This is a genomic window from Nocardia sp. NRRL WC-3656, from assembly GCF_000720265.1.
In the GTDB taxonomy this organism is placed as follows: Bacteria; Actinomycetota; Actinomycetes; order Mycobacteriales; family Mycobacteriaceae; genus Nocardia; species Nocardia nova.
The window spans coordinates 335,601-358,914 of sequence record NZ_JOJF01000001.1 but is presented as its reverse complement, the minus strand read 5'-3'; the positions used below and the strand labels follow the sequence as shown (position 1 = coordinate 358,914).

Annotated in this window: 21 protein-coding genes and 2 tRNA genes; 9 read left to right on the top strand and 14 right to left on the bottom strand. The window is 67.8% G+C overall.

Going from position 1 to position 23,314, the window contains the following annotated elements:
• Nucleotides 1-324 precede the first annotated feature (324 nt).
• Complete coding sequence (locus tag IG65_RS0101750) at nt 325-1,737, top strand: short-chain fatty acyl-CoA regulator family protein (RefSeq protein ID WP_051755208.1); 1,413 nt, start codon at nt 325-327, stop codon at nt 1,735-1,737.
• Here the strand turns inward: IG65_RS0101750 and recG are convergent, their stop codons facing one another.
• A complete protein-coding gene (gene recG, locus IG65_RS0101745) occupies nt 1,738-4,029 on the bottom strand; it encodes an ATP-dependent DNA helicase RecG (protein WP_030513014.1) in 2,292 nt (763 codons plus the stop codon). It abuts the gene before it with no gap.
• Nucleotides 4,030-5,904, bottom strand: a complete 1,875-nt coding sequence (locus IG65_RS0101740; RefSeq protein WP_030513013.1) for a DAK2 domain-containing protein — start codon at nt 5,902-5,904, stop codon at nt 4,030-4,032.
• A gap of 324 nt (nt 5,905-6,228) precedes the next feature.
• On the opposite strand from IG65_RS0101740, the gene rpmB reads away from it, so the two are divergent.
• On the top strand, nt 6,229-6,420 hold the full coding sequence (gene rpmB, locus IG65_RS36600; RefSeq protein ID WP_011210730.1) for a 50S ribosomal protein L28: 192 nt from the start codon (nt 6,229-6,231) through the stop codon (nt 6,418-6,420).
• 58 nt (nt 6,421-6,478) lie between these two features.
• On the top strand, nt 6,479-7,075 hold the full coding sequence (locus tag IG65_RS0101735) for a GNAT family N-acetyltransferase (protein ID WP_156055457.1): 597 nt from the start codon (nt 6,479-6,481) through the stop codon (nt 7,073-7,075).
• On the opposite strand, the gene IG65_RS0101730 is transcribed toward IG65_RS0101735, so the two are convergent.
• Genes IG65_RS0101730 through IG65_RS0101720 form a run of 3 tightly spaced genes read right to left on the bottom strand, consistent with a single transcriptional unit; the run spans nt 7,059 to nt 9,107 of the window.
• Nucleotides 7,059-7,337 (bottom strand): hypothetical protein, encoded by a 279-nt coding sequence (locus IG65_RS0101730; RefSeq protein WP_030513011.1) that lies wholly within the window; start codon nt 7,335-7,337, stop codon nt 7,059-7,061. The genes IG65_RS0101735 and IG65_RS0101730 overlap by 17 nt on opposite strands.
• Before the next feature lie 38 nt (nt 7,338-7,375).
• Complete coding sequence (locus IG65_RS0101725) at nt 7,376-8,053, bottom strand: uracil-DNA glycosylase (RefSeq protein WP_030513010.1); 678 nt, start codon at nt 8,051-8,053, stop codon at nt 7,376-7,378.
• Between the two features lie 58 nt (nt 8,054-8,111).
• The gene (locus tag IG65_RS0101720; protein ID WP_255359439.1) at nt 8,112-9,107 is read right to left on the bottom strand and encodes a thiamine-phosphate kinase; all 996 of its coding nucleotides are present in this window, start codon (nt 9,105-9,107) and stop codon (nt 8,112-8,114) included.
• 206 nt (nt 9,108-9,313) lie between these two features.
• Between IG65_RS0101720 and IG65_RS0101715 the strand changes: the two genes are divergently transcribed.
• Entirely contained in the window at nt 9,314-10,168 is an 855-nt protein-coding gene (locus IG65_RS0101715) for a DUF3515 family protein (RefSeq protein ID WP_081879185.1), read from the top strand.
• Nucleotides 10,169-10,223: 55 nt separating this feature from the next.
• On the opposite strand, the gene IG65_RS0101710 is transcribed toward IG65_RS0101715, so the two are convergent.
• From IG65_RS0101710 to IG65_RS0101700, 3 genes are read right to left on the bottom strand one after another with little or no spacing between them, the layout of a single operon-like run.
• Complete coding sequence (locus IG65_RS0101710; RefSeq protein ID WP_036522718.1) at nt 10,224-10,520, bottom strand: DUF6191 domain-containing protein; 297 nt, start codon at nt 10,518-10,520, stop codon at nt 10,224-10,226.
• Nucleotides 10,521-10,554: 34 nt separating this feature from the next.
• The gene (locus tag IG65_RS0101705) at nt 10,555-11,673 is read right to left on the bottom strand and encodes a D-alanine--D-alanine ligase family protein (RefSeq protein WP_030513006.1); all 1,119 of its coding nucleotides are present in this window, start codon (nt 11,671-11,673) and stop codon (nt 10,555-10,557) included.
• Between the two features lie 34 nt (nt 11,674-11,707).
• Nucleotides 11,708-12,703 (bottom strand): NAD(P)H-dependent glycerol-3-phosphate dehydrogenase, encoded by a 996-nt coding sequence (locus tag IG65_RS0101700; RefSeq protein WP_030513005.1) that lies wholly within the window; start codon nt 12,701-12,703, stop codon nt 11,708-11,710.
• 112 nt (nt 12,704-12,815) lie between these two features.
• Between IG65_RS0101700 and cofC the strand changes: the two genes are divergently transcribed.
• From cofC to IG65_RS0101685, 3 genes are all read left to right on the top strand, one after another.
• Nucleotides 12,816-13,613 (top strand): 2-phospho-L-lactate guanylyltransferase, encoded by a 798-nt coding sequence (gene cofC, locus IG65_RS0101695; protein WP_030513004.1) that lies wholly within the window; start codon nt 12,816-12,818, stop codon nt 13,611-13,613.
• A gap of 71 nt (nt 13,614-13,684) precedes the next feature.
• Nucleotides 13,685-15,901 (top strand): RNA degradosome polyphosphate kinase, encoded by a 2,217-nt coding sequence (locus IG65_RS0101690; protein ID WP_030513003.1) that lies wholly within the window; start codon nt 13,685-13,687, stop codon nt 15,899-15,901.
• A 146-nt stretch (nt 15,902-16,047) separates the two neighbouring features.
• A complete protein-coding gene (locus IG65_RS0101685) occupies nt 16,048-16,947 on the top strand; it encodes an NUDIX hydrolase (protein ID WP_030513002.1) in 900 nt (299 codons plus the stop codon).
• A gap of 96 nt (nt 16,948-17,043) precedes the next feature.
• Here the strand turns inward: IG65_RS0101685 and IG65_RS0101680 are convergent, their stop codons facing one another.
• The 3 genes from IG65_RS0101680 to leuC form a co-directional block, all read right to left on the bottom strand.
• A complete protein-coding gene (locus IG65_RS0101680) occupies nt 17,044-17,712 on the bottom strand; it encodes an HU family DNA-binding protein (RefSeq protein WP_030513001.1) in 669 nt (222 codons plus the stop codon).
• 156 nt (nt 17,713-17,868) lie between these two features.
• Nucleotides 17,869-18,477, bottom strand: coding sequence for a 3-isopropylmalate dehydratase small subunit (leuD, locus tag IG65_RS0101675; RefSeq protein ID WP_030513000.1), 609 nt, complete (start codon nt 18,475-18,477; stop codon nt 17,869-17,871).
• 36 nt (nt 18,478-18,513) lie between these two features.
• Nucleotides 18,514-19,938, bottom strand: coding sequence for a 3-isopropylmalate dehydratase large subunit (gene leuC, locus IG65_RS0101670; RefSeq protein ID WP_030512999.1), 1,425 nt, complete (start codon nt 19,936-19,938; stop codon nt 18,514-18,516).
• Nucleotides 19,939-20,084: 146 nt separating this feature from the next.
• Between leuC and IG65_RS0101665 the strand changes: the two genes are divergently transcribed.
• A complete protein-coding gene (locus tag IG65_RS0101665) occupies nt 20,085-20,786 on the top strand; it encodes an IclR family transcriptional regulator (RefSeq protein ID WP_030512998.1) in 702 nt (233 codons plus the stop codon).
• 52 nt (nt 20,787-20,838) lie between these two features.
• Entirely contained in the window at nt 20,839-21,339 is a 501-nt protein-coding gene (locus IG65_RS0101660) for a pyridoxamine 5'-phosphate oxidase family protein (protein ID WP_030512997.1), read from the top strand.
• A gap of 54 nt (nt 21,340-21,393) precedes the next feature.
• On the opposite strand, the gene IG65_RS0101655 is transcribed toward IG65_RS0101660, so the two are convergent.
• The 3 genes from IG65_RS0101655 to gltX all read right to left on the bottom strand — a co-directional run bounded on the left by IG65_RS0101655 (nt 21,394) and on the right by gltX (nt 23,303).
• Nucleotides 21,394-21,466 (bottom strand) — tRNA-Glu (locus IG65_RS0101655).
• Between the two features lie 138 nt (nt 21,467-21,604).
• Nucleotides 21,605-21,676, bottom strand: a tRNA-Gln gene (locus IG65_RS0101650).
• A 169-nt stretch (nt 21,677-21,845) separates the two neighbouring features.
• Nucleotides 21,846-23,303 (bottom strand): glutamate--tRNA ligase, encoded by a 1,458-nt coding sequence (gene gltX / locus IG65_RS0101645; RefSeq protein WP_030512996.1) that lies wholly within the window; start codon nt 23,301-23,303, stop codon nt 21,846-21,848.
• Between the last annotated feature and the right edge of the window lie 11 nt (nt 23,304-23,314).

Here is a 23,314-nt window from a genome sequence, read left to right as displayed (position 1 = left end):
CGCTGCATGTGGCGTGCTGCCGAATGTGACGCGCTACTGCCGCACGGTCGGCGACTCGCCCGGACGCGAGTCGCCGACCGGACGGCCCGCCGGAAAAATTCGGGGCCCAGCAGCTTTTCCGGCAACCTTTTCCACCCGGTAGTTCACCACCGCCGAGCAGCACTTCCGCTATCGCGGGCCTACCGGATCCGGCCGCATACTTCGCACGCTACGCATCATCGAAGTTGATCAAAACTCCTTGCAACAGCAGATTTTTGTGCGCGCCTAGTAGCGAAATTGCAATGATTGCGAAGGCGTGAAGGTAGCATCTGCGGCGTGCGCAAGATGTATGCGGGTGCCCGGTTACGGCGGTTGCGCGAAGAACGACGGATGACCCAGGCCGCCCTGGCCAAGTCGTTGGAGCTTTCGCCCAGCTATCTCAATCAGCTCGAACGTGACCAGCGGCCTCTGACGATTCCCGTTCTCCTGAAACTCAATTCAACCTTCGATCTGGATGTGCAGTTCTTCGCCGCCGACTCCGACGCGCGGCTGGTCTCGGACCTGCACGAGGTGCTCGTGGAAGCGGCCGGCGGTACCGCCCCACCCGCCGCGGAGGTCGAGGATCTCGCCACCCGGCTACCGGAGGTCGCCAAGACCATCGTCGCCATGCATCGCCGCCTGCGCGCCACCACCGATCAGCTCGATCTCTTGTCGTCGAAGGTCGCCACCCCCACCGGTGCGCCCGGTGTCCCGATGCCATACGAGGATGTGCGCGATTTCTTCTACGACCACCACAACCACATTCCCCAGCTGGATCTGGCCGCCGAACGGCTGTTCGACGAATGCGGTCTGACCATCGGATCGATCGATCGCCAACTGGCCCGCGTCGCCGAGGAGCGGGCCGGTGTCACCGTGCTGGTCCGCGGCGACGGCGCCGACCCGGCCATCCCGAAACGGCGCTACGACCCCGAGACCCGCACCCTCATCCTCGCGCGCCGGCTGCGCCCGGGTCAGCGGGCATTCCAGATCGCCACCACACTGGCCTTCCTGCTACACGGCGATCTGCTCGACGAGGTCCTCGACGCCACCCCGTCGCTGGTCGGTGAATCGCGAGCCCTGGCCCGGGTCGGACTGGCCAACTATTTCGCGGGTGCGGTGGTGCTGCCGTACGGAAAGTTCCTGCGCTCGGCCGAGGAACTGTCCTACGACATCGACCTGCTCTCGCTGCGATTCGAGGTCGGCTTCGAGACGGTCTGCCATCGGCTGAGCACCCTGCAGCGGCAGGGACAGCGCGGGGTGCCGTTCTTCTTCGTCCGCACCGACCGCGCGGGCAACATCTCGAAACGCCAGTCCGCCACAGCGTTTCACTTCTCCCGGGTGGGCGGCAGTTGCCCGCTGTGGGTGGTGCACGAGGCGTTTTCCCATCCCGGCCGGATCCTCACGCAGGTCGCGGCCATGCCGGACGGCCGGCGCTATCTGTGGATCGCGCGCACGACCTATCCCAGTCCGCACGGCTTCGGCACCGCCACCAAGGAATTCGCGGTCGGGCTGGGCTGCGATATCGAATACGCCGATCGGCTGGTGTACTCGCAAGGCCTGCAACTCGACGAACCGGCCGCCGCGGTGCCGATCGGCGCCGGATGCAAGGTGTGCGAGCGGCCCGCCTGTCCGCAGCGCGCGTTCCCGCAGATCGGCCGCCCGCTGGCGGTCACCGAGAACTCCAGCGTCGATCTGCCGTATCCGCCCGCGGTCCGGTGATCAGGACTTCGCCAGATATTCCAGTCGCTCGGAGTCCACGGCGGCATGCATCATATTCGCCAGGCCCGGATGGTCGGTCAGCCCCGGATCGGCGTCCACGACCTCCCGCGCCAGCACCTGGGCGGTGGTGATGACGTCGAGATCGTCGAGCAGCGAGAGCAGTTTCAAACTGCGCGCGGTACCCGACTGCGCGGAACCCAGCACATCGCCCTCCCGGCGCTGTCGCAGATCGAGTACCGACAGTTCGAAGCCGTCCAGCGTGCCGGCCACCGCCTCCAGTCGCGCCATGGCCGTGCCCATCGGCGAGGTTTCGGTGATGAGCAGGCACAGTCCCGGATGTTTGCCCCGGCCGACTCGGCCGCGTAGCTGATGCAGCTGGCTGACGCCGAACCGATCGGCGTCCACGATGACCATGACGGTCGCGTTGGGCACGTCGACGCCGACCTCGACGACCGTGGTGCAGACCAGCACGTCGATATCGCCGTCGTTGAACGAGCGCATCACGCGGTCTTTGTCGTCGGTCGGCAGCCGGCCGTGCAACAAGCCCAGCCGCAGGTCGGCCAGCGGCCCGGTGCGCAGCGTCTCGAACACGTCGATCGCGGCGTGGGTGGTCGGCGCCTCGCCCGTGTCGTCGTCGGCTTGCTTCCGGCTCTTGCCTTTCGACTTGGCGCCCTTCTTCGCTGCGCCGTCGTCCTCCTCGTCGCCGATGCGGGAGCACACCACATACGCCTGCCGGCCCGCCGCCACCTCCTCGCGGATCCGTTCCCAGGCGCGTTCGACCCACGCCGGTTTCATCCGGGCGGGCACTACCCGGGTGGTGATCGGTGAGCGCCCGCGCGGCAGCTCGGTCAGGGTGGAGGTTTCCAGATCGCCGAGGGTGGTCATCGCGATGGTGCGCGGAATCGGCGTCGCGGTCATCACCAGCAGATGCGGGGTGATGCCGTCTTTCGCCTTGGCACGCAAGGCATCTCGCTGCTCCACGCCGAAGCGGTGCTGTTCGTCGACGATCACCATGCCGAGGTCGAAGAATTCGACCGCGTCCTGGATCAGCGCGTGTGTGCCGATCACGATGCCGGCCGTCCCGGTCACCACGTCCAGCAGTGCCGCCTTCTTCGCACTCGCCGACATCGAACCGGTCAGCAGCACCACCTTGGTGGCCCGGTCGGCGGCGCCCAGTTCGCCCGCCGCACCGAGATCGCCGAGCATGGTCCGCAGCGACCGATAGTGCTGGGCGGCAAGGACTTCCGTCGGCGCCAGCAGCGCACACTGCAGTCCGGCGTCGACCACCTGCAGCATCGCGTGCAGGGCGACGATGGTCTTACCGGAACCGACCTCACCCTGCAGCAGCCGGTGCATGGGATGCGGGCGCGAGAGGTCGCCGGAGATCTCGGCGATCACCTTGTTCTGGCCGGCCGTCAGCTCGAACGGCAGGCGCTGTTCGAATTCGGCGGCGATGCCGTCGGAACGCGGCGGGCACGGCCGCGCGGTGCGCCCGGCCGCGTCGTGGCGGCGTTGGGCCAGTACCAGCTGGAGTGCCAGCGCCTCGTCGAAACGCAGCCGCTGCCGGGCCTGGTCGATATCGGATTTCCGTTCGGGTAGATGGATCAGCCGCAGCGCATCCGAGACGGGGAGCAGTTCGTGGTCTTCGCGAAGATCCCGCGGCAGCGGATCGTCGATCGGATCGAGTTGGTCGAGCACCTGCCGCACACACGCCAGGATGTCCCAGCTCTGCACCTTGGCGGTCGCCGGATACACCGGAATGTACTCCCGTTCGAAGAACGAGATGTCCACTCCCCCGGCGCCTTTCGCGCTCTCCGCCAGACCGCGCAGCGCGCCGCCGCCGCGCACGGAGGTCAGACTGTCCACCGATTCGGCGGTCTCGGGCAGGATCAGATACGACGGATGCGACAGATTCCAGCGATCCGGCCGCCACCAGTGCACAGTGCCCGACATCATGGCCCGGACACCCTGTTTGACGAGGTAGCTCACCTTGTCGCCGTTGAAAAAGGTGATCTCCACCGGTTTCGCGGAGCCGGTGTCCAGTTCCACCTTGAGCAGTTTGCCGCGGCGCTGCCGCATCGGCCGCAGTTCGGTCTTGCTCACCCGGCCCACCACCGTGATGTGGGCGCCCTCCTCGGGGGCCTCCTCGGTGAGCGGCTGCCCCTGGGTGGCATAGCGCAGCGGATAGTGGCGCAGCAGATCCTCGACGATATGCATATCGAAGGCGTCGGCCAGCGGTTCGGCCGCCTTCACCCCCAGCACGTGGTCGAGCCGGTCGCTCAGTGTCGCCATCTACTCCACCCCGATCTGGACCAGGTCCACGGCCTGTCCGCCGTCGTAGGTGACGACTTCGACGCCGGGAAATTCCGTGGTGATGTGTGTGGTGAGTTCATCCGCCAATCCGGCGGGCGCCTGCGCGCCCAGCAGCAGCGTCACCAGTTCCCCGCCCAGCCCGAGCATGCGATCGAGCAGGGTGCGGGCGGCCCGGCGCAGGTCCGGATCGATGACGACCACGTCGTGGCCGACCAGGCCGAGACCGTCGCCCTGTTCGCACGTGCCGACGATGGTCAGCGCGCGTTCGGTGGCGACGCGGACCGCGCCCCACCGGGTGCTGGCCGCCGATTGCGACATCGTCAGCGCATCGTCGACGGCCAGGCTGCCGCTGTCGTGCAGGGCGAGGGCCGCCAGCCCCTGCACCATGGAGCCGCTGGGCAGCATCATCACCTCGCGCCACCCGTCCCGGGCGGCCATACCGAGCGCCACCAGCTCCGGCGCGGGCAGCGCCCCGTTGGGCAGCACGAGCACCTCCCGCTGCGGCATCGCGCGGATGGCGGCCAGCAGCCGGTCGGCGGTCACCGCACCGGTGAGCACGACGGCACCGGAGTCCTCGAACAACCGCACCGCCCCGGCGCCGGTGGCGATCGCGAGAATGCCTCGATCGGACTGTCCTTGCGTGGCAACGGACGTGCCGAACAATCCCTCGATCCGAATACTGCCCAGGGCGCCGGCGGCGAGGCCCGCCTCCACCGCGGCGCCGGCATCGGCGCAATGCACGTGCGCCGACCAGCTGCCCTCGCCGTCGCCGACGACGACCACCGAATCTCCCAGCGCGGCAAGGTCGCGACGCAACCGGTCGATGCGCGCCGGATCGGTCTCGCCGATCCGGTACATGACCTCGTAGTGCGGCACGCTCGCGCGATTTCGCCGGCCGGACTCTGCCCCGGCGTGCCGGACGGCCTCCGTGCCGGATTCACTCTGCGGCGAGATCATCGACAGCGCAGCATCGTTGGTTCGCGATCGCATACTCGTGATGTGCGCGCGATCGAAACCCGCCGGTGCCCCGCGACTCGCGACGGAGCCGTCGCCCGCGAGCGCCTCCGGCCGGATCGTCTCGGGGCGAACCGGCGAATCCGTCTGCGCCGCAGTGTCGTTCGTCGGCGCGGTCGGCGAATCGACATCGGGAGCATCGCGTCGCACCGGCCCGGCGGCCCGCGGCGCGGGGGCGGAATCGGTCACTCGGTAGACCGGACGCGCCGGTGCGCTCCCGGTACACACCTCCACGAGGGCGTCCAGCAGGACCAGCAGCCCGCGCGCCCCGGCATCGACCACACCGGCCGCACGCAACACCACCAGTTGTGACGGGGTCTCGCCGAGCGCCTTCACCGCGCCGTCGGCGGCGGCCACGGCCACCGCGGCGACCGTCTCCTCCGCACAGTCCTCGGCGCGGTCCGCCGCCGCCTCCAGCACGGTGAGCATGGTGCCCTCGACCGGTTCGCTCAGCGATTCCCGGACCAGTACCGCCGCCCGGCGCAACGCGGTACGCAGCGTGGCCGCGGTGAGACCGTCCCGATCGGCCGATTCGGCCAGCCCTCGCAGGACCTGCGACAGGATGATGCCCGAATTCCCGCACGCCGCGGCGGTCGCGGCCCGGGCGGTGGCAGCGAGCAGATCGGCGGCATCGTCGGGCGGATCGGCGTCGTCGGGCATCTCCGTCGCGGCGAGCGCGGCGCGCATGGTGATGAGTAGATTGGTTCCGGTGTCGGAATCGGCCACCGGGAAGACGTTCAGCGCGTTGATCTCCTCGCGATGGGCGAGCAGGTGTTCCACACACAGCGCGCCCCACTGCCGCAGTGCGGCCGCATCGAGCCTCTCCCGGACCCCGCGCACGTCACCGTCCTTCCCGCCACCGCGATCACACCGTCGAACCCGCCAGCCAGGGTAGTCGTCCACACCGACAGCCTCGACACGCGAAGCCCGGTGAGGACGGGGATCCGGCGGCGCCGGCGCCGCGTCCGCGGATCGGCGCATGCGGCGCCCCCCGGGGCGATTGGACATCGAATACGACCGGCCGCTACTCTTGCAGGGTTGCCTCACGCGGCCGCTGCCCGGTTGCGTTGACCGGCGGTAGCGCTGGTAGGCATTGAGGATAAAGTTTCCGGACAGGCTGTCTCCCCGACAGCGGTCCCCCATGACATGAAGGAGCTCGCGACTATGGCTGCCGTCTGCGACGTCTGCGCCAAGGGCCCCGGCTTCGGTAAGTCGGTTTCGCACTCGCACCGGCGCACCAACCGTCGCTGGAACCCGAACATCCAGACCGTTCGTGCGCAGGTTGCCCCCGGCAACACCCGCCGCATGAACGTCTGCACCTCCTGCCTGAAGGCCGGAAAGGTTGTTCGCGGCTGAGCTGCGTAGACATCTTCGACGCCCCGGCGCACCCACAGGGTGACCGGGGCGTTGTCATGTGGTCACCCGGCGTCATGTCGTCACCCGGCGGGACGCGATGGTGAACCCGCACCGCCCGCGGATCGCGGCGGCGTCCACCGAATACGCCCGTGATCTGGCGGTCTGCCATATCGAATCGTGGCGGGAGGCTTATCGCGGCCTGGTGCCCGACCACGTGCTCGCCGCCTTCGACATCGACCGCCGTGCCGCCCGGTGGGCCGCGCTCATCGACTCGATCGACGAGAGCGCGGCGGCCGACCGAACGGCCCACACCATCGTGCTGGCCCTCGACGACACCCGCGCCCCCGGCGATCGCGTCCTCGGATTCGCACACGCCGGCCCGCCTCGCGACGAACCGCGCGTCGCCGATCGGGAACTGTATGCGCTCTACGTCCGGGCCGACCGATACGGCACCGGCATCGCGCAGGAATTGCTGCGTGCGATTCTCCTCCCCGACACCGACACCGCGTTATGGGTGTTCGAGGAGAATCCACGCGCCCGGAATTTCTATCGAAAGTTCGGATTCGCCGCTGACGAGGCCCGCCGAATCGAACCGTTCTCCCTGGCGAGCGAGATCCGGATGATCGCCCGCCGCCCGATTACTGGGCGCCGTTGAAGCAGTCGAGTCCGCCCTGCGCGCTGATGCTCTGGAAGATGCACAGACCGCGCGCATTGACGTTGGACGACAGCGACGACGAACCTGTCTGCGGATCCCACAGGGCCAGCACCGGTCCCGCGTGCTGAGTGGTGGTGACCTCTTCCTGCGGGGTGGCCGGCTCCAGCGGCAGGCCCGCGGCCTGCGCTATCGCGGGTGCGCCGAGGACCGCCGCACCGGCGGCGACGGCGACTACGGCACCGCGCACGGATGTGATCTGCATGCATCTGCTCCTGTTTCGCTCGAACTGTTACGCCACGGTCAGGGCAAGCGCCAATCGACCGGGGCGGCCCCCAATGTACCGAGCAATTCGTTGGTGCGGGAGAAAGGCCTCGATCCGAAGAAACCGCGCGAGGCCGACAGCGGTGAGGGATGGGCGGATTCGATGATCGGGACATCGCCGAGCATCGGCTTCAACGTCGAGGCGTCGCGGCCCCACAGAATCGCCACCAGCGGCTGCTCGCGGGCCACGAGCGCGCGAATTGCCTGCTCGGTCACCGCTTCCCAGCCCTTGCCCCGATGCGATGCGGGCTGGCCGGGCGAGACCGTCAGCACTCGGTTCAGCAGCAGCACACCCTGATCCGACCACGGCGAGAGGTCACCGCACGACGGGGTCGGATGGCCGAGATCGCGCGAATACTCGGAGAAGATGTTCGCCAGGCTGCGCGGTACCGGCGAAACATCCGGCGCCACCGAGAAACTCAGGCCCATCGCATGACCGGGGGTCGGATACGGGTCCTGTCCGACGATCAGCACGCGCACCTTGTCGAAGGGGCGGGTGAAGGCGCGTAAGACGTTCTCGCCCTTGGGGAAGTATCCGCGTCCAGCGGCATTTTCCGCCCGCAGGAACTCGCCCATCTCGGCGATCCGGTCGGCCACCGGTTCCAATGCCTCGGCCCAGCCCGTATCGATGATCTGCGGCAGTGGTTTCGCGCCCATGTCGGGAAAAGATAGTCGCCGCGGCTCGGCGTCGTCACGCCGCCCACCCGCCGTCGCATCATCGGGCCGCATGCTGTTCGCCCCCTCCGAACGACTCCCAGCCCAGCGGCCCCGGCCACCGCGCTCCGTCGACGAAAACGCCGGAGCCGGTGCACACCCGGCCGATCGCCCGCCAGCCCGGCGGGATCGCGGTACCGGCCCCGAAGGTGGCGGCGAAGGCATGGTCCTCACCGCCGGTGAGCACCCAGCCGAGCGGATCGGCGTGCAGCGCATCCGCGACCGGCGACAGCGCCGGATCCGCCACGGCCGCCGAGTCGACATCGACCGCCACACCGGAAGATTCGGCGATATGAGACAGATCGGCGAGCAGTCCGTCGGAGACATCGGTCATCGCGGTGATCTCGGTGGCATCCGGCAACTCCAGCACGGCGGAGTACGGCGGTCGCGGAACCCGATGAGCGGCAATCACATCGGCGAACCGCTCGGCGCCGGCCGACAGGGCCGCCAGTCCGGCCGCCGACCAGCCGAGCCGGCCGGCGACCGCGACGATATCGCCGTCGCGTGCCCCCGAGCGCAGCACGGTCCGGCCTCGCGGATCACCGAACGCGGTCACCGAGATCACCACCTGGGGGCTGCGCACCACATCGCCCCCGGCGATCGAGGCCCCGGCCCGCCGCGCCTCCGCCCACATACCGTCGACCAACCCGTCGACGAACGCCACCGGTGTCTCGGCGGGACAGCCCAGCGCCACCACGAACGCGCTGGGCGCGGCACCCATCGCGACAACGTCGGCGGCACTCTGCGCGATCGCCTTCGCCCCGATGTCCTGCGGCCGCGACCAGTCCAGCCGGAAATGCCGATCCTGTACGAGCATGTCGGTACTGACCACATAGCGCCCGGCCGGGGCCGCCACCACCGCCGCATCGTCGCCGGGCCCCAGCTCGACGCCGCCACCGAACGAACGCCCGGCGTTCATCCGTTCGATCAATGCGAATTCGCCCAGGTCGCGCACGGTGCGCGGGCCGCTCTCGGTGATGTCGCTCTCCTTCTTCACACCCGGTCACGTCACCGGGGACACCACACTCCGACGCTACCCTGTGCCCGGGCAGCCGCACCGGCCCGCTGTGGCCTCCTCTCGGGCGCGGCGGCGCCCGGATGCCGCGGGAGCGCGCCGACGGCCGTTCGATACCCTCGAACACGCATTTCCAGACAACCAGCCGGGCGCGACGCCCACCCGGCACGAGTGGAGACGAATCCCGGATGAGTAGCGAGACGGACCGGCCGACAGCGGACACCCCGCAGCCCGACCGACCGGAGTCCGAGCCCGGCCTTCCGGCCGCGGCCGACCCGGAACCCGCTACCGACCGGCCCGAGAACTCCGCGCCGACCGCGGCCGAGACCCCCGAGACCCCCGAGTCCGATGCGGCCGACGGCTCGGGCCGCACGGACGCGGATGAGGCCGAGTCTTCGAAGTCGCAGCCGGCAGAGTCCGAACCCACCGATCGCGGCGACTTGGACCGCGACGCCTCGTCGGACACCGCATCCACCGCCCAGCAGGCCTCCGACGACTCCGGCCCGCAACTGCATCCGGCGCTGATCGCGACCGCCGTCGCACTTCCGGTGGCGCTGATCGTCGTCGTCCTCGTCATCGCGGCCATGTCGCGGCAGTCCGCCGGTCGCGAGCCGCTGGCGCTGGGCTCGGTACCGGCGCCCGCCGCGTCGAGCCAGGATTGCACCGCTCTGCTGGCCGCACTGCCGGAGTCACTCGGCGACGACTACACCAAATCCGAACTCGCCCAACCGGCTCCGCCCGCGACCGCGGCCTGGCGGCTGTCGGGCGGCGGCGATCCGATCGTGCTGCGCTGCGGCCTGGACCGGCCCCTGGAATTCGACAAGGCGTCCGCCCTGCAGGTGGTCAACGGCGTGAACTGGTTCGAGGTGCGCGATCAGACCAGCGGCGTGACCTCCGGCACCTGGTACGCGGTGGACCGCGGCACCTATATCGCCGTGACCATGCCCGCCAAGGCGGGACCCTCTCCGCTGCAGGAGATTTCGAATACGATCGCCAAGACCGTGCCGGCGAAGCCGCTCGATCCGAACCCTGTTCCGAACTGAAAGCCGTTGCCGCACAGGTCGGCTGGGCCGGACGCGGACCGGACGGTGACGCGGATCAGGCGCGCGGTAGGCGGGCCCGGCCGGTGCTCAGATCTGTCTCCGCCTCACCGGGAGTCCCGTCCCCCGGATTCTCCCGGTGCATGAGAACCGTCTGCCGCTCCTGGAATTCGTGCCGTTTGCCCGCGTCGAACAACGCGTCGAACTGCTCGAATCCGATACCCGCCGCACTCGGCCCGGTGGAATCCCGCATCCACGGCAGCGCGGCGCGGCCGGTCATCTTCCGGTAGCCCACCTCGGCGAAGGCGACCGCGATGATCAGCAGCGCCAACCCGGGCAGAGTCATCGCGAGCATCACCCCACCCAGATTACGCGGGCCGCGCCGCCGCTCAGCGCAGTCCGGTGCCCCGGGTCAGTGCCGTCTCGATGAGCGTGGTGATCAGGGTGCGATTGTCGATTCCGGTGGCATCCCACATGCGCGGATACATCGAGATCGAGGTGAATCCGGGCAAGGTGTTGATCTCGTTGATCACCGGTCCGGACTCGGTGACGAAGAAGTCGACCCGAGCCAGCCCCTGGCAGTCCAGCGCGCGGAACGCCCGCACCGAAAGCTCCCGGATCTGTTGCGACATATCGTCGTCCAGCTTGGCCGGAATATCGAACTCGCACACGTCGTCGAGGTATTTGGTGTCGAAATCGTAGAATTGCGGTGTGCCGGAAGCGGTTTCGCTCTCGGAAACGTCGTCGCCCGGCATGCGGATCTCGGCGATCACGCTGGCCTGCACCCGGCCGTCCGGGAATTCCAGTACGCCACACTCGACTTCGCGGCCGACGATGGCGGCTTCCACGATCACCTTCGGATCGTGCAGACGTGCCGCGGCGATCGCCGAATCGAGATCGATCCAGTCCTCGACCTTGGTGATGCCGATCGAGGAACCCCCGCGCGCGGGTTTGACGAACACCGGCAGGCCGAGCCGGTCCCGGTCGGCCTCGCTCACGGTGTCGGTGCCGGGGCGCAACACCACCTGCGTGCCGACCGGAAGTCCTTCCGCGGCAAGCAGTTTCTTGGTGAACTCCTTGTCCATGCCGGTGGCGCTGGCCAGCACGCCGGGGCCGACGTAGGGCACCCCCGCCAGCTCCAGCAGCCCCTGCAGGGTGCCGTCCTCACCCCACGGCCCGTGCAGCACCGGAAACACCACGTCGACCACGCCGAGCACCGCTTCGGCGCCGTCGAGCGCGACCAGGGCGCCCGAGCGGCTCGGGTCGGCGGCCAGGGTCAGCACGGTACCGGCCGAGTCGACCGTGGGCAGCGCGCGTTCGCGAATGGCGAGTGCGCGCGCATCGGCGCCGCTGAGCACCCAGGCGCCCTCGCGGGTGATGCCGATGGGCACCGCCTCGTAGCGTTCGGGATCCAGGTTGGTCAGCACCATGCCGGCCGAAACGCACGACACCGCGTGCTCGTTGCTGCGGCCACCGAACACCACCGCAACCCTGATCCGGTTTGTCATAGTCCGAACCGTACCCCGGCCGGACCGAAATCATTCATTCCGGTTTGATCCGCCGACCGAGTAATTGCCCGACGGCATCGGAAACCGAGAGCCCCTCGTGACAGACCTGGTGCACCGCGGTGGTCAGCGGCATCTCCACATGGTGGGTCTCGGCCAGCGCGCGGATCGAGGTGCACGACTTCACACCCTCCGCGACCTGCCCGTGCGTCGCGTCCTGCGCGGCCCGCATCGACCCGCCCGTACCCAGCACATGGCCGAAGGACCGGTTGCGCGACAGCGGCGAGGTGCAGGTTGCCACCAGATCGCCGACGCCGGCCAGACCCGCGAACGTGACCGGATTCGCACCCAGGGCCACACCCAGTCGAATGATCTCGGCGAGCCCGCGGGTGATCAGACTGGCGACGGAGTTGTCGCCCAGTCCCATGCCCGCGGCGATCCCGCAGGCCAATGCGATCACGTTCTTGCACGCGCCGCCGATCTCGCAGCCGATCACATCGGTATTGGTGTAGGGCCGGAAATAGCCGGTGGCGCAGGAATGCTGCACCGCCTCCGCGCGTGCGGCGTCGGAGCAGGCGACCACGGAGGCGGCCGGCTGTTCGGCGGCGATCTCGCGGGCCAGGTTCGGGCCCGACAGCACCGCGATGCGCCCGGGATCCGCGCCGGTCACCTCCGCGACGACCTCACTCATCCGCATCAGGGTTCCGGTCTCGATGCCCTTGGCCAGACTCAGTAGCGTCGCATCGGAGCGGATCGCCGCGCGCCAGTGCGCGAGATTGGGACGCAAGGACTGGGACGGAACCGCCAGCACGACGATGTCGGCGTGGTCGAGGGCCACCCGGTAATCGTCGGTGGCCGCGATCCCGTCGAGCCACACGTCGGGTAGGTAGGCGGGATTGCGATGTTCGGTCGCCACGGCCTTCGCGATCTCGGACCGTCGCGCCCACATCGTGACCTCGGTACCCGCGTCGTTGAGCACTTTCGCGAATGCGGTACCCCAGGATCCCGCACCCATCACTGCCGCCCTCGTCATCGTTTCAATATGCCACTCGCCGCCGCGCGAGTATCCGGTACTCGGGGGTTCGCGTGTTCGATCGGTCACTGCTCGCAGCCTGCGACCACCCGGAACGTGCGACCATGAACGCATGCGTCCGGATGCCGTCCACGCCGTGATCGCGGTCAAGCACCTCGACCGAGCCAAGAGCCGACTCGCCGACCGATTGCCGGCCGGTGAACGCTCGCGGCTGGTGCTGGCCATGCTGTCGGATACGGTCGCCGCCGCCCTGGCCGCCGGACTGGGCTCGGTCACGGTGGTGACACCCGACCAGCGCGTCGCGACGGTCGTGCGCGAGCTCGGTGCGACGGTCCATCCGGACCCGTCCGCGCCGGCCCTCGCCGATACACCGGCGCCCGCCGATACCGCACGGCCGCTCGCGGACAGCGACGGCCTGAACACCGCACTGGCCTCGGCCGCCGCCGCCGTACGCGAGCGCCACGGCGCCGTCGATCTGCTTGCGCTGCAAGCCGATCTGCCGGCCGTGCACGCCGACGAGCTGCGATCGATGCTCGCCGCCGCCCCCGGCAGCGGCCGCTCCGTGATCGTCGACCACACCGGCCGGGGCACCGCGGCCCTGCTCGTCCGCGCGGCGGGCCACACCCATGCGCCGGATTCGCTCGCACCGTCGGCGACGGGCGATTCCGCGCCCCTGATGCCCCGCTTCGGAGCAGATTCCGCGCGCCGCCACCGGGAATCGGGTGCGGTCGAGGTGGGCGGGCACTGGCCGGGTCTGCGCCTGGACGTCGACACCGCCGAGGATCTCGACCGCGCGCTGTCGCTCGGGGTCGGCACGGCCACCGCGGCGCTGGTGCGCGACATCGGCTGGCCGGTAGGTGTTCACGAGAACCTCATTCGGAGGTGTGCCGCACCGTCACATGTGTGCTAGATGATCGCCAGGCCTCGATGAGAGGCCGCACAACGGTGGTGTCGGGCGCGACACCACCCGAGCCGTAAGGAATGATCGTGAGCGTGAGCGAAACGGAGACCGTCCCGCAACAGCCCCGGCTACCGGCGGCCCCGCCGGCGGCCACGCCACCGCCCACCCCGGCCGCCGCGGCACAGTTGCCCGCCGATCGCTACCTCAATCGAGAACTGAGCTGGCTGGATTTCAACGCCCGCGTGCTGGCCCTGGCCGAGGACCCCTCGGAACCGCTGCTGGAACGCGCCAAATTCCTGGCCATCTTCTCCTCGAATCTCGACGAGTTCTACATGGTGCGGGTGGCCGGCCTCAAACGCCGCGCCGAGGCCGGACTCTCGGTCCGCTCCGCCGACGGCCTGTCCCCCACCGAACAACTCACCCTCATCGCCGAGCGCACCCAGGAACTGGCCGGACGCCATGCGCGGGTCTTCCTCGACCAGGTGCGCCCGGCACTGGCCGACGAGGGTATCGCCATCATCGGCTGGGCCGATCTGGACGACGACGAACGCCGCCGGCTGTCCGGCTACTTCCTGGACCAGGTGTTCCCGGTGCTGACCCCGCTCGCCGTCGATCCCGCCCATCCCTTCCCCTACATCAGCGGCCTGAGTTTGAATCTGGCTGTCACGGTGAAGGATTCCGAGACCGGCGGTGAACATTTCGCCCGCGTGAAGGTGCCCGACAACGTCGACCGCTTCGTCCGGGTGCGCCGCACCTTCAACGAAAACCCCGGCGCCCGCCGAGATTCCGACATCACCGCTGTCCCCCGGCTGGCCGCCTTCCTGCCGATGGAAGATCTGATCGCCGCCCACCTCGATCAGCTCTTCCCGGGAATGGAAGTGGTGGAACACCATTCGTTCCGCATCACCCGCAACGCCGACTTCGAGGTCGACGAGGACCGCGACGAGGATCTGCTGCAGGCCCTCGAACGGGAACTGGCCCGCCGCCGCTTCGGATCGCCGGTGCGCCTGGAAGTTTCCGACGATATGACCGAGCACATGCTCGAGTTGCTGCTGCGCGAACTCGACGTCGACCCCGGCGACGTGATCCAGGTGCCCGGCCTGCTCGACCTGTCGTGCCTGTGGCAGGTCTACGGCGTCGACCGGCCGCTGCTCAAGGACGCGCCCTACGTTCCGGCCACACCGCCCGCGTTCGGTGAAAGAGAAACGCCGCGAAACGTTTTCGCCGCCCTGCGCGAGGGCGACGTGCTGGTGCATCACCCCTACGATTCGTTCTCCACCAGCGTGCAGCGTTTCATCGAGCAGGCGGCGGCCGATCCGCAGGTGCTGGCCATCAAGCAGACCCTCTACCGCACCTCCGGCGACTCTCCCATCGTCAACGCGCTCATCGACGCCGCCGAGGCCGGTAAACAGGTCGTCGCGCTGGTCGAGATCAAGGCCCGCTTCGACGAACAGGCCAACATCAAATGGGCACGCGCGCTGGAGCAGGCGGGCGTGCACGTGGTCTACGGCCTCATCGGCCTGAAGACGCACTGCAAGACCTGTCTGGTGGTGCGCCGCGAGGGTGCCACCATCCGTCGCTACTGCCATATCGGGACCGGCAACTACAACCCGAAGACCGCGCGGCTCTACGAGGACGTCGGACTCCTCACCGCGGCACCGGAGATCGGCGCCGACCTGACCGACCTGTTCAACTCGCTGACCGGCTATTCGCGAAAGGCCAACTACCGCAACCTGTTGGTCGCGCCGAGCAGCGTGCGCTCGGGCATCGTGGAGCGTATCCGCCGCGAGACCGAGCTGGCCGCCCAGGGCGTGCCGGCCCGTATTCGCCTCAAGGCCAACGCCATCGTCGACGAGCAGATCATCGACGCGCTCTATCGCGCGTCCCAGGCCGGGGTTCCGGTGCAGATCGTGGTGCGCGGCATCTGCGGGCTGCGTCCCGGTGTGCCCGGGATGAGCGACAACATCGAGGTGCGCTCGATTCTCGGCCGATTCCTGGAACATTCGCGCATTCTGCATTTCCAGGCCCAGGACGAGTACTGGATCGGCAGTGCCGACATGATGCACCGCAATCTCGACCGGCGCGTGGAAGTCATGGCGCAGGTGAAGGATCCGAAGCTGCGCGAGCGGCTGGCGGTGGTGTTCGATTCCGCACTCGATCCCGCGACCCGGTGCTGGGTGCTGCAGCCCGACGGCAGCTGGGCGGCCCAGCCGAGCCCCGACGCCGACAGCCGCGGCGTGCAGGTGCGCGACCATCAGGAGTTCCTCATGCGACTGCGGAGGCCGGATCAGCAGTGAAATCCTCGGCGACACGAGATTTCGATCGGTCCCCGGACGACGGCGGCACCGCCCTCGATCGCCTCGGCGACACCGGCGGTTCGATCAGCTACGACGAGGTGGGTACAGGTGAGAGCGGCTCGGGCGACACCATCTCGGATCCGCGGGTGACCGCCAACATCATCGCCGCGGGCGCCGTGGTGTGGCGGCGGCCCCGCGACGGCGGACCGGTCGAGGTGGCCCTCGTACACCGGCCGAAATACGACGATTGGTCGCTGCCCAAAGGAAAGCTCGACCCGGGCGAAACCGCAATGGTCGCGGCCGTGCGCGAAGTGACCGAAGAAACCGGCCTGAACTGCCGTCTGGGGCGCTATCTCGGTCGGGTCACATACCCGGTGCCCGGACATCGCAAACTCAAGCGTGTCGACTATTGGGCGGCCACACCCGTCGGCGGCGAGTTCGTCACCAATTCCGAAGTCGACCAGCTGCGGTGGCACCGGGTGGACCAGGTGATGGACCAACTCTCCTACCCGATGGATCGCCGAATCATCCGCAATTTCCTGCGTCTGCCGCCCGATACCGCGACCCTGGTGCTGGTGCGGCATGCGAAAGCGGGCCGCCGCGACCGATTCACCGGTCCCGACGACCAACGGCCACTGGAAAAGGCCGGTCGCGCACAGGTCGAGGTGCTGACGCCGAATCTGCTCGCCTTCGGGCCGGGAGCGGTCCATTCGGCGCCTCCGCTGCGCTGTGTGCAGACCGTGGCGCCGGTCGCCGAGGCCCTCGGCCTCGATATCACCCCGGAGCCGCTGCTGTCGGAAAGCGGTTATGCCGCAGCACCGCAGGACGGTGTGGACCGGCTGCGGGAACTGGTCTCGCCCGACATCGTTCCGCTCGTGTGCAGTCAGGGCAAGGTCATTCCGGATCTGCTGCAGCGCTGGGCGGACGACGACGGTCTCACCCTGCCGCCGGCCCGGAACCGCAAGGGCAGCGTCTGGGTGCTGTCGATCGCCGACGGACGGCTGGTCGCCGCCGATCATCTCGATCGGTCCCTGCGTACCCACTGAATCCGAGAAAACACGGTCGACCCGAAAACGCGTCGAACCCGAAAACGCAATGACCCCGGACCGAAAGGACCGGGGTCATTGTCGTCGCGTCACTCGCTATCGCCGCGTGGTGCGCTTGGTTGCCGTGCGCTTGGCAGCGGTCTTCTTGGCAGGCGCCTTCTTGGCCGCGGTCTTTGCCGCGGTCGTCTTCTTGGCCGCGGTCTTCTTGGCTGTCGCCTTGGTGGCCGTGGTCTTCTTGGCCGGAGCCTTCTTGGCCGCAGCCGTCTTGGCCGCAGCCGTCTTCTTCGCCGTGGTCACCTTCTTCGCAGGCGCCTTCGCGGCCGTCTTCTTGGCGGTCGTCTTCTTGGCCGGGGCCGCCTTCTTGGCCGTGGTCTTCTTCGCGGCGGTCTTCTTGGCCGTGGTCTTCTTGGCGGCGGTCTTCTTCGCCGCACCCGACACCGGCGCTGCCACACCGCGTTTCACGGCCGGACCGGCCGCCGCGATCTTCTGCTTGCCCGAGATGATCGCCTTGAACTGCGCACCCGGGCGGAACGCGGGCACCGAAGTGGGCTTCACCTTCACCGTCTCGCCGGTTCGGGGATTACGCGCCACCCGTGCCGCCCGCTTGCGCTGTTCGAATACACCGAATCCGGTGATTGTGACGCTCTGACCCTTGTTCACCGCACGCACGATCGTGTCGACAATGTGCTCGACTGCCGCAGTGGCCGTGCGCCTGTCAGTACCCAACTTCTCGGTCAGAACATCGATCAGTTCCGCCTTGTTCATTGAATCCTCCGCAGACTAATGGCCCGTCGTCGGACCGACTAGGTACCACGGTAAACCCTGAATGGGCAAGAGTCTATGTGCCACGCCAAATTTCATGTGGCGTGGCACACGCGCAGCAACCTCGATTGGTTGCTCTCAGCTAACACTCGAGACTGTTCAGTCCCGTGAAATAGCCGCTGGAATGGTGATCGGTTTCCAAGACGGCCTTGCCTTTTCGAACTGCTCGATGGCCTCTTCCTGGCGAAGTGTCAGTCCGATGTCGTCCAGACCTTCCAGCAGCCGCCACCGGGTGTAGTCGTCAATATCGAAGGGCAACACGGTGGTTCCAGCGGCCACAGTGCGTGCCTCGAGATCGACGATCAATTCCAGGCCGGGATGTTCTTCGATCAACTTCCAGAGCAATTCGACATCATGTTGTGACATCTGCGCGGCCACCAAGCCGCCCTTACCGGCGTTGCCCCGGAAGATGTCGGCGAAGCGGGAAGAGATCACCACCCGGAAGCCGTAGTCCATCAATGCCCAAACCGCATGCTCTCGCGACGATCCCGTACCGAAATCCGGTCCGGCGACCAACACACTTCCCCGGTCGAACGGGCTGGTGTTCAAAATGAAGCCCGGATCCGAACGCCAGGCGGCGAACAGACCGTCCTCGAATCCCGTTCGGGTCACCCGTTTCAGATAGACCGCCGGGATGATCTGGTCGGTATCGACATTCGACCGGCGCAACGGCACGCCGATCCCCTTGTGCACCTTGAACGGTTCCATAGTTGCTCCTGTAGTCCTGAGGTGAATTCCGGCCGGTCAGTTCAGATCCGCCGGCGCCGACAACCGGCCCCGGACCGCCGTCGCGGCCGCGACCTGCGGCGAAACCAGATGCGTACGACCGCCTTTACCCTGGCGTCCCTCGAAGTTGCGGTTCGATGTCGAAGCACAGCGCTGACCGGGAGAAAGCTGATCCGGATTCATTCCCAGGCACATCGAGCAGCCGGCCTGGCGCCATTCCGCGCCCGCCGCGGTGAAAATGTCGCCCAAACCCTCGGATTCGGCCTGGGCGCGCACCCGCATCGAGCCCGGAACGATCAACATCCGCACGCTGTCGGCGACCTTGCGACCCTTCAAAACGTCCGCCACCGCCCGCAAATCCTCGATCCGGCCGTTGGTGCACGAACCCACGAAAACCGTATCCACCGGCACCTCACGAAGCGGAGTTCCGGGCTCCAAATCCATGTAAGTCAGAGCCTTCTCGGCGGCCGATCGCTCGTTTTCGTCGGCGAAATCCTCCGGATTCGGCACCACATCGCCCAGCGGGGCGCCCTGACCGGGGTTGGTGCCCCAGGTGACGAACGGCGTCAACGTCGAGGCGTCCAGGTGCACCTCGGCGTCGAAGGTGGCGTCCGGATCGGTCTTCAGCGCCTCCCACGCGGCCACCGCCGCATCCCAGTCCGCGCCTGTGGGGGCATGTTCGCGGCCCTTCAGGAATTCGTAGGTGACCTCGTCGGGGGCCACCATGCCCGCCCGGGCGCCGGCCTCGATGGACATGTTGCACATCGTCATCCGCGCCTCCATGGACATGGCGCGCACGGCCTCGCCGCGGTATTCGAGCACATACCCCTGCCCGCCGCCGGTGCCGATCTTGGCGATGACCGCCAGAATCACGTCCTTGCTCGTCACGCCGGGCGGCAACTCGCCATCGATATTGATCGCCATGGTCTTGAACGGGCGCAGCGACAACGTCTGCGTCGCCATCACATGTTCGACCTCGCTGGTGCCGATACCCATCGCCAGCGCGCCGAATGCGCCGTGGGTCGAGGTGTGCGAATCACCACACACCACGGTCATGCCCGGCTGCGTCAAACCCAGCTGCGGACCGACCACGTGCACGATGCCCTGTTCGATATCACCCATCGGATACAGCCGCACGCCGAATTCCTCGCAATTACGCCGCAGGGTTTCCACCTGGGTGCGCGAGATCGGATCCGCGATCGGCTTATCGATATCGACCGTCGGCACATTGTGGTCCTCGGTCGCGATGGTCAGATCCGGCCGGCGCACCGGGCGACCCGCCGCCCGCAGCCCGTCGAAGGCCTGCGGGCTCGTCACCTCGTGCACCAGGTGCAGATCGATGTAGATGAGATCGGGTTCGCGCTGCGCACCCTCACCCGCACCCCGTACGACGACATGCTGATCCCAGACCTTCTCCGCCAGCGTGCGTGGCCGTTCGGCCATGACAACCACCTCTCTGTGTTATCTGCGACGGCTTCGCCGTCGCGAACTCGCAGGTGGATCCCCTATCCAAGGTCCACCGGAGGTGCGTACTCGCGGAGTGCGATCGGACTTGCCAATCTCACTATGCGAGACGCTAATATCGTTCTATGAGACAGCATAGCGGTATCGGGGTGCTCGACAAAGCCATGGCCGTGCTTTACGCCGTGGCCGAACAACCGTGTGGACTCAACGAGCTGTGCACCCGCACCGGACTGCCCCGGGCCACCGCTCATCGGCTGGCCGTGGGGCTGGAGACCCATCGCATGCTGGCCCGCGACGCCGCCGGTTCCTGGCGGCCCGGCCCGGCGCTGTCGGAACTGGCCACCACCGCCGAGGATCCGCTGCTCGACGCCGCCGCCGTCATCCTGCCCCGGCTGCGCGAGATCACCGGCGAGAGCGTGCAGCTCTACCGGCTCGACGGGCACTCCCGCATCTGCGTGGCCGCGCTCGAGCCCACCTCCGGCCTGCGTGACACCGTCCCGGTCGGCGCCCGCCTGCCTCTGACCGCCGGATCGGCCGCGAAGGTCCTGCTGGCCTGGGCCGATCCGGAACTGCAGCGAGGCGTGCTGGCCGATGCGGTCTTCGGTGAGCGCGCCCTGGCCGAGGTCCGCCGCCGCGGCTGGGCACAGAGCGCCGCGGAACGGTCCGCGGGTGTGGCCAGCGTCTCCGCGCCGGTGCGCGACGGGTCGTCCCAGGTGATCGCCGCGGTCTCGGTATCCGGCCCGATCGACCGCATGGGGCGGCGCCCGGGCGCGCGCTGGGCCGCCGACCTCGTCGCCGCCGCCGATGCCTTGCACAAGCGACTCTGATCCCGATCACGAGCTGTGACCCTGACCATACGCCGTAAAGTATCGTGACCGCATGGGAGTGAACCAACGCGCACAGATCGTGATGTCCGAGACGGAGATCACCGAATTCCTGGAACGCAGCCGCATCATGACGCTGGCGAGCCTGGGCAAGAACGGGACGCCGCATCTCACGGCGATGTGGTACGGCCTGGTCGACGGTGAAATCTGGTTCGAGACGAAGGGTAAGTCGCAGAAGGCGGTGAATCTGCGGCGCGATCCCCGCGTCACCGTGCTGGTCGAGGCGGGTGACACCTACGATCAGCTGCGCGGGGTGTCGATCGAGGGCCGCGCGGAGATCGTGGAGGACCCGGAGGCGCTGTTCAAGGTCGGCGTCAGCGTCTGGGAGCGCTACACCGGCCCCTACACCGAGGAATTGCGCCCGATGGTGGAGGCGATGCTCAACAAGCGCGTCGCGATCCGCGTGGTGCCGGAACGGGTGCGCAGCTGGGATCACCGCAAGCTCGGTATGCCCGCGATGCCGCCGGGCGGATCCACCTGGTCGGTGCAGGACTGATCTGCCCCCGGAACGAGAAAAGCCCTCCAGCTCGCGCTGGAGGGCTTTCGAATGTAGCCCCGACGGGATTTGAACCCGCGCTACCGCCTTGAGAGGGCGGCGTCCTAGGCCGCTAGACGACGGGGCCAGAGGACTTCCCCGAAGGGAGACTCCGTGGATCTTTCGATCGAGGAGGCTCGGCAAGCTTAACCGGCCGAGACCCGGCGACCAAATCGCCGGGGATGCTGTTCCGACTCGACCGAACGAAGCGAATCAACATTCTCCGCTGGGGTACCAGGACTCGAACCTAGAATGGCTGAACCAGAATCAGCTGTGTTGCCAATTACACCATACCCCAATGACCTGGGCTTTCAGCCTCTCCCCTGCCGGTTCGAGGCCCTCGTTCCGGGCCGAGAAGAAGAGTACCAAACCCCTCCCGCATTTATACAAATCGTCTGGTCAGAGCCGTTTTTCACGGCCTGCGCGGCCCCGGGCCCCCGACTGGGCGGGCACCGGGGCCGGTCCGGCTACGCCAGCGCCGCCCGCAGCCGCCGCATGGTCACCTCACGGCCGAGCAGTTCCAGCGATTCGTACAGCGGCGGGCTGATGTGCGAGCCGGTGACCGCCACCCGCACGGGACCGAAGGCCTTACGCGGTTTGAGCCCCAGATCGTCCACCAGAGCCTTTTTCAGCGCTTCCTCGAGCACGGGCGGCGTCCATTCGGAAACACCGTCGAGCGCCGCCACGGCGGCCTGCAACACCGGCGCCGCATCGGGCCCCAGATTCTTTTGCGCCGCGGCCTCGTCGACAGCAAACTCCTCGGCCGGCACGAACAGAAACTTCAATAGATCCCACGCATCACCGAGAACCACGATCCGGGTCTGCACCAACTCCGCCGCCGCGGCGAAAACTCGGTCGTCCACTTCGGCGCCGATGTGACCGTGCGCGGTGAGGAACTCCCGCAACCTACGGGCGAAATCCCCGGTGTCCAGCAAACGAATGTGTTCGGCGTTGATCGCATCCGCCTTCTTCTGGTCGAAGCGGGCCGGGTTCGAATTTACTTTCGATATCTCGAACGCATCGACCATCTCCGCCATGGAGAAGACATCGCGGTCCTCGGCGAGGCTCCATCCGAGCAAAGCCAGGTAATTCAGCAAACCTTCAGGAATGAACCCGCGATCCCGGTGCGCGAAGAGATTCGACTCCGGATCACGTTTGGACAACTTCTTGTTGCCCTGGCCCATCACGAAGGGCAGATGACCGAACTGCGGAGTGAACTCCGCCACCCCGATCCGCTGCAATGCGGCATACAACGCCAACTGGCGCGGAGTGGAGGAAAGCAGGTCTTCCCCGCGCAACACGTGTGTGATTTTCATCAGCGCGTCGTCGACGGGATTCACCAGCGTATAGAGCGGATCACCGGTGCCGCGGGTCAACGCGAAATCGGGCACCGTCCCGGCCTTGGCAGTGATCTCCCCGCGAACCAGATCGTTCCACACCAGATCGTGCCCGGGCATCCGCAGGCGCACCACCGCCGGGCGGCCCTCGGCCTTGTAGGCGGCGATCTGCTCGGGGGTCAGATCGCGGTCGAAGTTGTCGTAACCGAGCTTCGGATCGCGTCCGGCGGCCCGGTGACGGGCCTCGACTTCCTCTGGGGTGGAGAAGGATTCATAGGCCTCACCGGCCGCCAGCAACCTCTGGACGACATCGAGATGAAGCTCACGCCGCTGCGACTGACGGTAGGGAGCGTAGGGCCCGCCGACCTCCGGCCCCTCGTCCCACGTCAGCCCGAGCCACCGCAACGCGTCCAGAATCGCGTGGTACGACTCCTCGGAATCGCGTGCGGCATCGGTGTCTTCGATACGGAAGACGAAGGTGCCGCCGTGGTGGCGAGCGAACGCCCAGTTGAACAGCGCGGTCCGGATCAGGCCGACATGCGGTGTGCCGGTGGGTGACGGGCAGAATCGGACCCGTACGTCAGTCATATTCCTTCTCT